We start from the raw sequence: 12,430 nt of genomic DNA, 5'->3' as shown, positions 1-12,430 counted from the left end.
GGTCAGCCGGCGGCGGCCATGCACCGCCGTTCCACTCGGGGCACCGAAGGCCGGCACTCAACAGTGTCGGCCTTCGGTGCCCCGGTTGCGTCCTTTTGCCTTCTAATGCCCGTCGCCGCACACGTAAACTCGTTGAGCCGGGGATGCCAAGTCTCAGGGCACCCCGGCGGCCCACCACTCATGCGGTACACGAGTTGGAAGCAGGGATAAGATGCGCGCACCCCTGGCAGACGGCAACGTCTCACCAAAGAACTTTCCAAAGACAGATAAGTCAGCGGTCCCGGCGTATAAGACCGGGACGGAAGCGGCGCACTTCACTCTGTGGAGTCCGGCCGGCCGCAGCCCGGGAGGGCCGCGGTGAACGGGGCGGATACCGCCTGGGTCCTCGTCTGCGCCGGTCTGGTGCTGTTTATGACACCCGGGCTGGCGCTTTTCTACGGCGGTATGGTCCCGGTGCGCAATGTACTGACGATGATGATGCAGAACATCATTCCGCTCGGCATCATCACGATCACCTGGATCCTGGTTGGATACACTCTGGCCTTCAGCAACAAGGGATCATCAGTGTTCGGCGAGTTTGATGCCTGGGCGCTGATCAATGTTGACACACCCCAGTTCCACACCGTGGCCGCGGGAGTCACCATCCCGGCGCTCGCGTTCGTTGCCTACCAGATGATGTTCGCGATTATCACGCCGGCGCTGCTGACGGGTGCGACGGCGGGCCGGCTGCGGTTCGCGGGCTGGACGGTCTTCCTGGCAGCGTTCTCGATCCTCGTCTACCCACAGGTTGCCCGCTGGCTCTGGCACCCGAAGGGCTGGCTCGCGCAGCTCGGAGCCCAGGACTGGGCCGGCGGAATAGTGGTCCATGCTTCCGCTGGAGCGGCCGCCATCGCGGTCCTGCTGGTGGTGGGCAGGCGCCGCGGCTGGCCGCAGGTGAAAACCTCGCCGAACAACCTCCCGCTGATGCTTGTCGGCGCCGGAATCCTGTGGTTTGGCTGGTTCGGGTTCAACGCCGGTGACGGGCTGCAGGCAGACGCCATAGCCGCCCAGGCCCTGGTGAATACACATGTTGCCGGCGGAGCGGCGATGCTCACCTGGCTGCTTGTTGAACGCTTAACCAGCGGCCACTCAACCCTGGTAGGCGGGGTCTCCGGTGCGGTCGCCGGGCTTGCCACCATCACGCCCTGCGCCGGATTCGTCAACACCGGATCCGCGCTCATCATCGGGCTGATCGCCGGTGTTGTCTGCTGCTTCGCGGTGCGGCTCAAGCATGTCCTCCGCTACGACGACGCACTGGACGTGATTGCCGTGCACTTCATCGGCGGGGTGACCGGCTCGTTGCTGCTGGGGTTCTTCGCCGACAGCGAGATAAATCCGGTGAGCGACGACGGTGTGTTTGCCGGTGGGGGAGGGCTTCTTCTGTGGCACCAAGTGGTGGCAATCATCTGCGTGGTGCTGTTTTCCTTCGTGCTCAGCTGGGTTATCGCAGCGGTTATCAGCAGGACCATCGGACTGCGCGAACCCGGTCCGGAACAGGATTCCCTGGACCGGGTGCAGCAGGGCCAGGCGGCTTACTCGCTGGGCGGGATCGCTTCCCGGCCCACGGCCAGCGGGCGGGGCATGGGAGCGGTGCCGGAGCAGACCGGGCAGCCCCGGGCACCGCGGCACCTGATCAGTGCAATCGTCAACACTGACCGGATCGACGGGCTGCGTGACGCCCTGCTGGTTGCCGGCGCCCTGTCAATCGAACTGACGGAGACGACGGTGTACACCGGCCGGGACCGCACCGAGGTATTCCGCTCCGACGTCCGAAAGCTGGACTTCGAAGACCGGCTGCGGGTGTACACGGCGGTGGACAACGAGCACGAGGAAGCCGTTGCCGCGGTGCTGCGCCGTTTTGGTGCAGAACCGGAGTCCCTTCACCGGCTGGACCTTAGCTCGTAGCGGTTCCTCCCCGGAAGCGGGTGTCTTGCCTTCCGGGGAGGAGGAAATTAGCCGCGGTGGAGAGCGACCGGCTCTGCGAGCAGGGCGCTGAGGGATTCATCGAGATCCTGCTTGGCAGCGCCCTTGGCATGGCGGGCAAGATCGTCCTCCGACGCCCACTGCTCGGTCAGGACAATCCGATCCTCCGACTCTTCGGTGATTTCATAGCGCAGGCAGCCGGGTTCGGACAGGACCTGCTCAATCGCGATTTCCAAGGCCAGCTTTACGCGGAAGAACTCTCCGGGGTTGGGAGTGAAAACAGCGGTCAGGTCAACGGGTGCAGTCATAAAGACAACTCTAGATGCCCAGGGCCGCCAGCTCGTTCCGCAGCGCGGCGACGTGTCCTGCAGCGTCCACCTGGTACTGGGCGAGTGCCACCCTGCCATCGGAATCCACAACAACGGTGGAACGCAGCACGCCCTCCGCGGTTTGCCCGTTGAGGACCTTAGGCCCCCAGGCGCCGTAGGCGCGGGCAACGGCGTGGTCTTCATCGGAAAGAAGCGGGAAGGTGAGGCCCAGATCCTCCGTGAACTCAGCCAGGGCCTGGAGCGGGTCGGGGGAGATACCCAGAACGTCGTACCCCGCGCCCTGCAGCGAGGCGAGGCTGTCGCGGAAATCGCAGGCTTCGGTGGTGCAGCCCGGCGTCGCCGCCTTGGGATAGAAGTAGACAATGACGTTTCTGCCCCGGTAATCGGCAAGTGAGACCTGCCGGCCAACGGCATCAGACAGGGTGAAACCGGGGGCTTCGCTGCCGGGCTGGAGACGGAGCGGGGACTGGGACTGCTTCGTAGTCATGAGAATCCTTCGGTAGGGGTCGGTGATTCGGTCTGCGGCCGGGTGGTCAGCGGGTTTCCACCGGCTCGGGCAGCGGTCCGCGGGCAAGCTGTCCGGCGATCTCCGCGCCCACCTGTTCCAGGAGCGGTCCAGCGCCGGCCATGGATTTGTCCGTGTCGGCTTCCAGCGCCGTCAGGGCATAGGTGCGCTGGAAGCCCGCCGCGCGGAGCTGGTCATCATGCAGGGTCGTGCGCCCGCAGACGGCGATTGCAGGCACACCCGCCGCGGCAGCTGCCCGGGCAACACCCAACGGGGTTTTGCCGAGCAGGCTTTGCTCATCGAGGCTGCCTTCACCGGTAATAACGAGGTCCGCACCGGCCAGCCGGTCCGCAAGCCCGGTGAATTCCAGGACGACGTCGATCCCTGGCCGGCGGTCCGCCGCAAGGACCGCGAGCGCCGCGAAACCGACGCCGCCGGCTGCTCCTGCTCCCGGAGCCTTAGCGGCTGCCGCTGCGCGCGGTCCGAAGTGCTGCCCGAGGACTTCCACGAAGTGTGCCAGGGCTGCATCGAGCAGCTTGACGTCTCCGGCAGAGGCACCCTTCTGCGGTCCGAAGACCGCTGCGGCACCGTCCGGTCCGAGCAGCGGATTGTCCACGTCGCTGGCCAGCACAAAGCGTGCTTCCCGCAGCCGCGGGTCGAGGGCAGAAGAGTCGATGCCGGCGAGCCGGAGCAGCGCTGCGCCGCCGCCCTCAAGGTCGTTGCCATCCGCGTCCAGCAGGCGCACACCGAGTCCCTGCAGGATGCCGGCGCCCCCGTCAGTCCCGGCGCTGCCCCCGACGCCCAGGATGATGCGGGTGCAGCCGGCGTCCAGTGCTGCGGTAATCAGCTCGCCGGTTCCCCGGGAGCTGGACCGCAGTGCGTCCTTCACACCGCCGGGCAGCACCGCGAGGCCGGAAGCGGTGGCCATCTCGATGACTGCCTCGCCGCCGCGGACAGCGAAGTCAGCGGTCAGCGGTTCCCCGGTGGGACCGCTGACCACGGCGCTGCGGCGGGTGAAACCCGTGGCGACGGCGGCCTCCAGAGTGCCTTCACCGCCGTCGGCCACCGGAATGCCGTCCACTTCCAGGGTTTGTCCGGCTGGCAGGGATACCGCGCAGAGGCCGGCGGTGAGGTGAGCAACAACGTCCGGGGCCGTCAGTGACCCCTTGAACTTGTCCGGTGCTATGACCACACGCATGCCGGTACTTCCTTTCGATCAGTCAGATGTCCCGGGGCAGCGGCGAGGGCTGCCCCGGGACCGAGGCGCTAGTCCAGCAGTGCCAGGATTGCGGTCGGGGCATCCTGTGAACGTTCGGCCAGATCCTCAAACTCGGTGACGTTGTTGATTTCCGTGCCCATGGAGATGTTGGTGATTTTCTCCAGGATTACTTCGACGACCACCGGGACGCGGAACTCGCCCATCAGCGCCTTGGCCTTCTCGAAGGCGGCAGGCAGATCGTCCGGGTTCTTCACCCGGATGGCCTTGCAGCCGAGCCCTTCGGCGACCTTCAGGTGGTCCACTCCGTAGCCGTCCGTCTCCGGTGAGTTGATGTTCTCAAAGGCCAGGGACACGTTCTGCTCCATCTTGAATCCACGCTGGGCCTGCCGGATCAGTCCGAGATAGGAGTTGTTCACCACCACGTGGATGTAGGGGAGGTTGAACTGGGCGCCGACCGCGAGTTCCTCGATCATGAACTGGAAGTCGTAGTCACCGGAAAGTGCAACCACCGTCTCATCGGGCTTGCCGCGGACGACGCCGAGCGCAGCAGGTCCGGTCCAGCCCAGCGGTCCTGCCTGGCCGGCATTGATCCAGCGCCGGGGGCCGAACACATGCAGCATCTGGGCGCCGGCGATCTGGGAGAGGCCGATGGTGGTCACGTAGGTGGTGTCCCGGCCGAAGGACCGGTTCATTTCCTGGTAGACACGCTGGGGCTTAATGGGCGTGTTCTCGAAATGCGTCTTGCGCTGCAGCGAGCTCTTCCGCTGGGCGCACTCCGCCACCCAGGCCGCGTAGTCCGGCAGCTGTCCGTCCCGCTGCCGTTCCCTGGCCAGCTCCAGGAGCCCGTCCAGCGCGGCCCCGGCATCCGAGGTGATGCCCAGGTCGGGGGAGAAAACCCGGCCGATCTGGGTTGGCTCGATATCAACGTGCACGAAGGTTCGTCCGGCGGTGTAGGTGTCCAGGCCGCCGGTGTGGCGGTTCGCCCAGCGGTTGCCGATGCCAATCACAAAGTCCGAGGCCAGCAGGGTCTCGTTGCCGTACCGGTGGGATGTCTGCAGTCCCACCATGCCGGCCATCAGCGGATGGTCATCGGGGATGGAGCCCCAGCCCATCAGCGTCGGGATCACCGGGATGTTGAGCAGTTCGGCCAGCTCCACCAGCTGTTCGGAGGCACGGGCATTGATCACGCCGCCCCCGGCCACGATCAGCGGCCGCGCGGACGCGGTGAGCAGGTTCAGGGCTTTCTCCAGCTGCGTGCGCGAAGCCCTCGGCTTCTCAGCTGCCAGCGGCTCATAGGCATCAATGTCGAACTCGATCTCGGCCATCTGCACGTCGAACGGCAGATCCAGCAGCACCGGTCCGGGACGCCCGGAGCGCATCAGCGCGAAGGCCTTCTGGAAGGCGCCTGGAACCTGACCGGGTTCCAGGATGGTCATGGCCATCTTGGTGACGGGCTTCGCGATGGACTCGATGTCCACGGCCTGGAAGTCTTCCTTGTGCAGCTTGGCCACGGGCGCCTGGCCCGTGATGCAGAGCATCGGGATGGAGTCGGCCCAGGCAGCGTACAGGCCGGTGATCATATCGGTGCCTGCCGGACCCGAGGTGCCGATGCAGATGCCGATGTTGCCGTCCTGGGCGCGGGAGTAGCCGTCCGCCATGTGGGAGGCCCCTTCAACGTGGCGGGCCAGGGTGTGGCGGATGCCGCCGTGTTCCCGCATGGCTGCGTAGAAGGGGTTGATAGCTGCCCCTGGCAGGCCGAACGCCTCGGTGGCACCCTCCTTGGCCAGGATGGCGACAGCCGCGTCTACGGTGCGCATCTTAGTCATGATGTTCTCCTTGAAAGTCTGCTTCGGTGCTGGGGTGCGGGCGGGGATGCCCGGGGCAGCTGCGTCTGGGGGCCGGTTGGCCTTGGGCTTACTCGCGGCCGCTGAGCCGGAGGGTCTGCTTGAACAGTCCGGAATGGTCCAGTCCGCCGTCGCCCTGGTTCACCGTGGCGGCGACGAGCTGGGCTGCGATTGCGCCGAGCGGAAGGGCGACGTTTGCCTCGCGGGCGGCGGAGGTCACGATGCCCAGGTCCTTGTGGTGCAGGGCAAGCCGGAAACCGGGCTCGAAGTTGCGGTCCAGCATCTTCTGCCCCTTCTGGTCCAGCACCTTGGAACCGGCAAGACCGCCGCCGAGCACCTTGAGCGCGGCGTCAGTGTCCACCCCGTAGGCCTCGAGGAAGGCGACGGCCTCTCCGAGGACCTGGATGTTGACGGCGACGATCAGCTGGTTGGCAGCTTTTACGGTCTGGCCGGAACCGGCCGGCCCAACGTGGACAATGGTCTTCCCGACGGCGTTCAGCACGTCCTGGGCGGCCTCGAAGTCCGCAGCGTCTCCGCCGACCATGATGGACAGGGCGGCATTGATTGCTCCCTGCTCTCCGCCGGAGACCGGTGCGTCGAGGGCACGGATTCCAGCGGCCTTGGCGTCGTCGGCGAGCTGCTTGGCAACGTCCGGGCGGATGCTGCTGGCATCGATCCACAGGGTGCCCGGCCGGGCGTTGGCGAAAACGCCGTCGGGGCCGGAGACTACGCCTTCGACGTCGGGGGAGTCCGGCACCATGGTGATGACGACGTCGGCATCCTGAACGGCCTCGGCAATGCTGCCGGCACCGTTGCCGCCTTCGGCGACGAGTTTGTCGATCTTGTCCTGGCTGCGGTTGAACCCGGTGACCGAGTGGCCGGCCTTGACCAGGTTGATGGCCATGGGCAGGCCCATGATTCCGAGACCGATGACTGCAACGTTGCTCATGAGGATTCCTTTGCTGAGGTATGTGGGTGCCTGGAAGGCACGGGTTAGTTGGAGACCGGCTGGCGGATGGTCCAGCTGAAGGCGGTCTGCACCGGTTCCTTGTACTCCAGGCCGATCGGGCCGGTGTAGCCGAGTTCGCGGCTGCGGGCGATCCATTCGCCGAGGGGCAGCTCGCCGGTTCCGGGGGCGCCGCGGCCCGGGCTGTCGGCAATCTGGATGTGGCCGAAGTCCTTGGCGTGGTTTTCGATGACGGCGGCTACATCGTCGCCGTTGACGGCGAGGTGGTAGAAGTCGGCGAGGAGTTTGATGTTGTCCGCGCCGGTTTCTTCCTTGACCCGGGCGATGACCCCCAGGGCATCCTGCGCGGTCAGGAGGGGATAGCGGGCAGCGCCGCTGACCGGTTCCAGCAGGACGGTGCCGCCAATGCGGGCAACGCCCTGAGCGGCTGCGGCCAGGTTCTTAACGGCCAGGGTGTCCTGTTCCTCCGGCGTGAATTCCTCCTGGCGGTTGCCGTAGAGAGCGTTGAAGGACCGGCAGCCCAGCCGCTCCCCAATGCCGGCGACAACGTCGATGTTGTCCTTGAACTCGGAGCAGCGGCCCTTCCAGGACACCAGGCCGCGGTCCCCGGCGGGCATGTCTCCGGCGTTGAAATTCAGGCCCGTGAGCTGGACGCCGGCCCCGGTGATGGCGTTCTCGAACTCCGTGACCTGGGAATCGGAGGGCACCGAGGTATCGAAGGGCCACCAGAACTCGACGGCGTCGAAGCCAGCGGCCTTGGCTGCGGCGGGGCGCTCGAGCAGGGGCAGCTCGGTCAGGAGGATTGAGCAGTTCACGGAATACGTCATTGGGTTCCTTCAGGACGGAGGGGGAAATCCCCAATCATCTATTTCATAGTTTTTTCATATTGTGGAAACAATATCTTGCTATGTGAAAAGCCTAGGGTGGAGTGCCGATGGAGTCAACCCCTGCCGCTGGTCTTAAACCAGCCGCGCCCCGGCCCATGGCAGGGCGGGGCGCGGCTGTTTGGGGCAGGGCGGCAGAAACAGGTCAGGTGAGCCGGATCTGCCGGTTGACGTCCTTGTACAGCAGGTAGCGGAAGTTCCCCGGTCCGCCCGCGTAACAGGCCTGCGGGCAGAAGGCGCGCAGCCACATGAAGTCGCCGGCCTCCACCTCAACCCAGTCATCGTTGAGGCGGTAGACCGCCTTCCCCTCCAGGACGAAGAGCCCGTGCTCCATCACGTGGGTTTCGGCGAACGGTATGGAGGCACCTGGCCGGAAGGTGACGATGTTGACGTGCATGTCATGCGCCAGATCATTGGGGTCCGCGAAGCGGGTGGTGGCCCAGGCTCCGTCCGTGCCCGGCATGGGGGTGGGTTCCACCTCCTGGTCACTGGTCACGAAGGACTTCGCCGCGAAACCCTCCAACGGCTCATACGCCTTGCGGATCCACTGGAAGCTGGCGATTCCGTCCGAGGAGTTATGCAGGCTCCAGTCCGCTCCGGCCGCAAGGTAGGCGTAGCCGCCGGCTTCGAGCTGGTGCGTCTCGCCGTCGAGTCCGAGCGTCAGGCTGCCCTGGGTGAGGAAAATGACCCCCTCCACGCCGGCCTCGGGCTCCGGTTTGGCCGACCCTCCGCCGGGGCCCACCTCGACGATGAGCTGGCTGAAGGTGGTGGCAAAACCGGCGATGGGCCGGGCGAGGATCCAGGACCGGGTATTCTCCCAGCCCGGGAGATTGGAGGTGACGATGTCGCGGAGCACGCCCTTGGGAATGACCGTGTAGGCCTCCTTGACCACGGCACGGTCGGTAAGGAGCTGGGTCTGGGGCGGAAGACCGCCCTGCGGATAGAAGTAACTGCTCATCAAGGTGCTCCTCTTAATTGGCGGCCGGGCTGGCAAGCCGCGGGTCTTAATTGGCGGCCGGGCTGGCAAGCCGCGGGTTGGCGGCCAGCTGCGGGTGGGCAAGGGCGGTGAGCCGGCTTAGCCCGACGCCGGCCTGGGACAGGACTTCCTCGGGGCCTACTGCCCCGCACTGGACACCGCGCAGAATGAACCCGGCCAGGGCGCGTGCCGTGGCTGGTTCATCCATCACGCCGCTGCCGGTCTGCTCAACGTAGTTGCGCAGCCGGAGTGCGGCCGCGGGCAGGCCTTCGCGGTAGAAAGCATAGGTAGCGGTAAACCGGCTGGGCAGCTGGGCTGCATGCAGGTCCCAGCCCTGGTAGTAACCCCGTTCCAGGGACCGGCGCACCAGCCTGCCGTGCAGTTTCCAGGCGTTCTCCGTATTGTCACCGACGGGAATGACGTTGGTGGAGCCGTCGGAGAGGCGGATGCCCGTACCGGCCACGGCCAGCTGCATGATCTCCTTGGCCAGGTCCGCCACGGGGTGTTCCATTGACTGGTACTCCGCAGCGACCTGCAGCGACGCGGAGTAGTCGTATGTGCCGTAGTGCAGCGAGCTGATCCGGCCGGGGACAGCGTGCGGCAGCTGCGCAACCGGCGAGGCGCCGTCCGCGCCGAGGATCAGCTGGGGTGTTTCCACCTGGACCTCGAACTTCAGCCGCCCCGCAGGCAGGGAGTGGATCTCCTCCAGCCGGGTCACGGCGTCGTCCATGGCCTTGACCTGGTCAACGGTGGAGACCTTGGGCAGGGTGAGGATCAGTCCTTCGGGGAGCTCACCGGACCGGGCCAGCGTGGAAACGAACAGATCAAGCGTCCGCAGCCCGCGGGCCCGGGTAGGTGCCTCGAAGCACTTGAAGCGGATGCCGATGAAGGGCGGTGCCGTTCCGGCTTCCACGGCAGCAGCCACGGCAGTGGCGGCCGCGACGGCGTCGTCGTCCTCGGCGTCATCGCCCCGGTCGCCGTAGCCGTCCTCGAAGTCCAGCCGGAGGTCCTCGATGGGTTCCTCGGCCAGCTTCCGGGCCACCCGGGTGGCGACGGCGGTTCCAAGCTCCGGTTCCAGGCCCAGCAGTTCGCCGAGCCGCTCCAGGCCGCCGCGGCCGTCAACCGCGGCGGTTGCCTGGGCCCCCCAGTCAGCGGCGAGCGCCGGCGTGAACCGGTCTGCGGGTACATAAACAGTGTGGATCGGCTGGCGGGTACCGTCGTCGCCCGGGTAGTTCCGCTCCAGGAACCGGTCCGTCCCCTGGAGGGAGGCATCGATCCGGTCCAGGTCCTGCGGAGTCAGGGAAGCGAGGTGCTTTGCCATGCCTCAGCCGACCAGTTCAGCAGCGGCGGTGCGGGCGGACTGTGCGGCACCCACGACGGCGGCGGCGACGTCCGCGGCGACCTGCGGGTCAAAAACGCTCGGAATGATGTAGCTGGCATTGAGCTCGTCGTCGGCCACCCGGCCGGCGATTGCCTGGGCAGCGGCCACCAGCATTTCCGGAGTGATATCGGAGACCCCGGCATCAAGGAGGCCGCGGAAGAATCCGGGGAAGGCCAGGACGTTGTTGATCTGGTTCGGGAAATCGCTGCGCCCGGTGGCGACGACGGCGGCATGCCGGGCAGCGATCGCGGGGTCGATTTCCGGGGTGGGGTTGGCCATCGCGAAGACGATGGCGTTCTCGGCCATCGCGGCGACCTGCTCTTCACCGATGACGTGGGGTGCGCTCACGCCGATAAAAACGTCGGCTCCGGTCATGGCTTCATGCAGTGTGCCGGAGAAGCCTTCCTCATTGGTGTTTTTGGCGATCCAGTCCCGGTGTTCGTCGTCGTACCGGGCGCCGGAGTGAATGGCGCCGGAGCGGCCCGCGGCGATGATGTGCTGCGCGCCCTGGGCCTTGAGCAGCGCAATGATGGCGGAGCCGGCAGCACCGACACCGGAGACAACAATCCGGACCTCGGAGAGCTGTTTACCCACTACGCGCAGGGCGTTGACCAGCGCGGCCAGGGTGACGATGGCGGTTCCATGCTGGTCATCGTGGAAGACCGGAATGTCCAGTTCCTCGCGGAGCCGGTTTTCGATTTCGAAGCAGCGCGGCGCGGCGATGTCCTCCAGGTTCACGCCGCCGTAGACGGGTGCCAGGGCCTTGACGATGCTGATGATCTCCTCGGTGTCCTGAGTATCCAGGCACACCGGCCAGGCATCCACGTTGGCAAACTGCTTAAACAGGGCGGCCTTGCCTTCCATGACAGGCAGTGCCGCGGCCGGCCCGATGTTGCCCAGGCCCAGCACAGCGGAGCCATCGGTGACGACGGCGATGGTGTTGCGCTTGATGGTCAGGTTGCGGGCGGCCTCGGGGTTTTCCGCAATGGCCAGGCAGACCCGGGCAACGCCGGGTGTGTAGGCGCGGGAAAGATCGTCGCGGTTGTTGAGCGTGACCTTCGGTGTCACCTGGAGTTTGCCGCCGAGGTGCATCAGGAAGGTCCGGTCAGAAACATTGCGGACGGTGACGCCGTCCAGCTGGTTCAGGGCGGCCTCCACCTGGCGGGCATGCTCGTCGCCGGTGGTATCGCACGTGACGTCGACCACGATGGTTTCGTGGCGGGACTCGGTGACGTCCAGGGCGGTGACGGCAGCACCGGCGGCAGCGGCGGCAGCCGCCAGTTCGCTGGTGGCGGTGAAACCGGAGGGTGCTTCCACCCGCAGGGTGATCGAGTTGCCGGGGCCGGGATTTGCCATTGGGATTCCTCCATGTGTGGGCCCTCGAAGAGGGCTTGGTCTGCTCGGGATCTCTGAGTTATTTCGTATTATGGACATTATTATCTACTCTGTGGAAATACAACCCACATGGGAAGCAAATTCACGGGAAACCTGCGTTGGGCAGGGAAGATCGATAGAGTAATTTCACGATGTGGATAAGCTTCGGAACACTTAACTGGTAGGAGTCCTGCGTTATGGGCGAAAAAGCCCCGGGCGGCGTGCAGTCTGTTGAACGCGTATTTGAGCTGCTGGAGCTCATCACCGATGCCGGGGGCGACGTAACCCTCAGCGAACTTTCGGCCTCCACGGATTTACCCCTCCCCACGATCCACCGGCTGCTGCGCACCCTGGTGACACTTGGCTACATCCGGCAGCTGCCGAACCGCCGCTATGCCCTCGGTCCCCGCCTGATCCGGCTGGGCGAAGGAGCGAACAAGCAGCTCGGCGCCCTGGCCCGCCCTCAGCTGAAGTCCCTGGTGGACCAGTTGGGTGAGACGGCCAACATGGCGGTCCTGGATTCCGACATGGTCCTCTACGTTGCCCAGGTCCCCTCGCTGCACTCCATGCGGATGTTCACCGAGGTGGGCCGGCGCGGGTACATGCACGCAACCGGAATGGGCAAGGCCATCCTGGCGGAGCTCGACGACGATACTGTGCGCGGGATCGCTGCGCGCAAGGGCCTGCCCACGCCGACCCCGAAGAGTATCGGTGATATCGAGTCGCTGCTGGCGGATCTGAATCTGATCCGCGGACGCGGTTACTCCGTGGATGAGGAGGAACAGGAGATCGGCGTCCGGTGTTTCGCGATGGCCATCCCCGGCGCCCCGACTCCGGCCGCGATTTCCGTTTCCGGTCCGGTCTCCCGCGTTGATGACGCCTTCGCCAAGCGGGCCGTTCCGCTGCTGCGGGAAGCCGCCCTCGCCATTTCCGAGGAACTGAACCAGCACTGAGCGTCCGCCGCTGAGCGCCGGTGCGCCGGCGTTGAG

At 66.0% G+C, this 12,430-nt stretch carries 11 protein-coding genes; 2 read left to right on the top strand and 9 right to left on the bottom strand.

All coding sequences use genetic code 11. From position 1 onward, the window contains the following. The first annotated feature begins 357 nt into the window (after positions 1–357). A complete protein-coding gene (locus ArtHe_RS11000) occupies positions 358–1,944 on the top strand; it encodes an ammonium transporter (RefSeq protein ID WP_248316801.1) in 1,587 nt (528 codons plus the stop codon). A 47-nt stretch (positions 1,945–1,991) separates the two neighbouring features. Here the strand turns inward: ArtHe_RS11000 and ArtHe_RS10995 are convergent, their stop codons facing one another. From ArtHe_RS10995 to ArtHe_RS10955, 9 genes are all read right to left on the bottom strand, one after another. After that, a complete protein-coding gene (locus tag ArtHe_RS10995; protein WP_248316800.1) occupies positions 1,992–2,270 on the bottom strand; it encodes an antibiotic biosynthesis monooxygenase in 279 nt (92 codons plus the stop codon). A 10-nt stretch (positions 2,271–2,280) separates the two neighbouring features. Continuing rightward, positions 2,281–2,778, bottom strand: a complete 498-nt coding sequence (bcp, locus tag ArtHe_RS10990) for a thioredoxin-dependent thiol peroxidase (RefSeq protein WP_248316799.1) — start codon at positions 2,776–2,778, stop codon at positions 2,281–2,283. A gap of 46 nt (positions 2,779–2,824) precedes the next feature. After that, positions 2,825–3,994 carry a glycerate kinase gene (locus ArtHe_RS10985; protein WP_248316798.1) on the bottom strand — a complete coding sequence of 390 codons (1,170 nt, stop codon included), beginning with the start codon at positions 3,992–3,994 and terminating at the stop codon, positions 2,825–2,827. A 68-nt stretch (positions 3,995–4,062) separates the two neighbouring features. Further along, complete coding sequence (gene gcl, locus ArtHe_RS10980) at positions 4,063–5,841, bottom strand: glyoxylate carboligase (protein ID WP_248316797.1); 1,779 nt, start codon at positions 5,839–5,841, stop codon at positions 4,063–4,065. Positions 5,842–5,929: 88 nt separating this feature from the next. Further along, positions 5,930–6,808, bottom strand: a complete 879-nt coding sequence (locus tag ArtHe_RS10975; protein WP_248316796.1) for a 2-hydroxy-3-oxopropionate reductase — start codon at positions 6,806–6,808, stop codon at positions 5,930–5,932. A gap of 44 nt (positions 6,809–6,852) precedes the next feature. Then, complete coding sequence (locus ArtHe_RS10970) at positions 6,853–7,653, bottom strand: TIM barrel protein (RefSeq protein ID WP_248316795.1); 801 nt, start codon at positions 7,651–7,653, stop codon at positions 6,853–6,855. 202 nt (positions 7,654–7,855) lie between these two features. Then, a complete protein-coding gene (locus tag ArtHe_RS10965; protein WP_248316794.1) occupies positions 7,856–8,668 on the bottom strand; it encodes a bifunctional allantoicase/(S)-ureidoglycine aminohydrolase in 813 nt (270 codons plus the stop codon). Between the two features lie 46 nt (positions 8,669–8,714). Beyond that, positions 8,715–10,007 carry an aldolase gene (locus ArtHe_RS10960; RefSeq protein WP_248316793.1) on the bottom strand — a complete coding sequence of 431 codons (1,293 nt, stop codon included), beginning with the start codon at positions 10,005–10,007 and terminating at the stop codon, positions 8,715–8,717. Between the two features lie 3 nt (positions 10,008–10,010). Further along, the gene (locus tag ArtHe_RS10955) at positions 10,011–11,423 is read right to left on the bottom strand and encodes an NAD-dependent malic enzyme (protein WP_248316792.1); all 1,413 of its coding nucleotides are present in this window, start codon (positions 11,421–11,423) and stop codon (positions 10,011–10,013) included. Positions 11,424–11,638: 215 nt separating this feature from the next. Here ArtHe_RS10955 and ArtHe_RS10950 point away from each other — a divergent pair, with 215 nt between their 5' ends. Continuing rightward, positions 11,639–12,394 carry an IclR family transcriptional regulator gene (locus ArtHe_RS10950; protein ID WP_248316791.1) on the top strand — a complete coding sequence of 252 codons (756 nt, stop codon included), beginning with the start codon at positions 11,639–11,641 and terminating at the stop codon, positions 12,392–12,394. Positions 12,395–12,430: the final 36 nt, after the last annotated feature.

This window comes from Arthrobacter sp. Helios (assembly GCF_023167125.1).
GTDB classification, from domain to species: domain Bacteria; phylum Actinomycetota; class Actinomycetes; order Actinomycetales; family Micrococcaceae; genus Arthrobacter_B; species Arthrobacter_B luteolus.
The sequence above is the reverse complement of the archived record's forward strand: the minus strand, read 5'-3'. Positions and strand labels throughout refer to the sequence as shown.

Bases quoted from the DNA above. Each gene is read 5' to 3' on its own strand.
- ArtHe_RS10995 (WP_248316800.1), bottom strand. From the start codon at position 2,270: ATGACTGCACCCGTTGACCTGACCGCTGTTTTCACTCCCAACCCCGGA.
- ArtHe_RS10955 (WP_248316792.1), bottom strand. From the start codon at position 11,423: ATGGCAAATCCCGGCCCCGGCAACTCGATCACCCTGCGGGTGGAAGCA.
- ArtHe_RS10975 (WP_248316796.1), bottom strand. From the start codon at position 6,808: ATGAGCAACGTTGCAGTCATCGGTCTCGGAATCATGGGCCTGCCCATG.
- ArtHe_RS10950 (WP_248316791.1), top strand. From the start codon at position 11,639: ATGGGCGAAAAAGCCCCGGGCGGCGTGCAGTCTGTTGAACGCGTATTT.
- gcl (WP_248316797.1), bottom strand. From the start codon at position 5,841: ATGACTAAGATGCGCACCGTAGACGCGGCTGTCGCCATCCTGGCCAAG.
- ArtHe_RS10985 (WP_248316798.1), bottom strand. From the start codon at position 3,994: ATGCGTGTGGTCATAGCACCGGACAAGTTCAAGGGGTCACTGACGGCC.
- ArtHe_RS10960 (WP_248316793.1), bottom strand. From the start codon at position 10,007: ATGGCAAAGCACCTCGCTTCCCTGACTCCGCAGGACCTGGACCGGATC.
- bcp (WP_248316799.1), bottom strand. From the start codon at position 2,778: ATGACTACGAAGCAGTCCCAGTCCCCGCTCCGTCTCCAGCCCGGCAGC.
- ArtHe_RS10965 (WP_248316794.1), bottom strand. From the start codon at position 8,668: ATGAGCAGTTACTTCTATCCGCAGGGCGGTCTTCCGCCCCAGACCCAG.
- ArtHe_RS10970 (WP_248316795.1), bottom strand. From the start codon at position 7,653: ATGACGTATTCCGTGAACTGCTCAATCCTCCTGACCGAGCTGCCCCTG.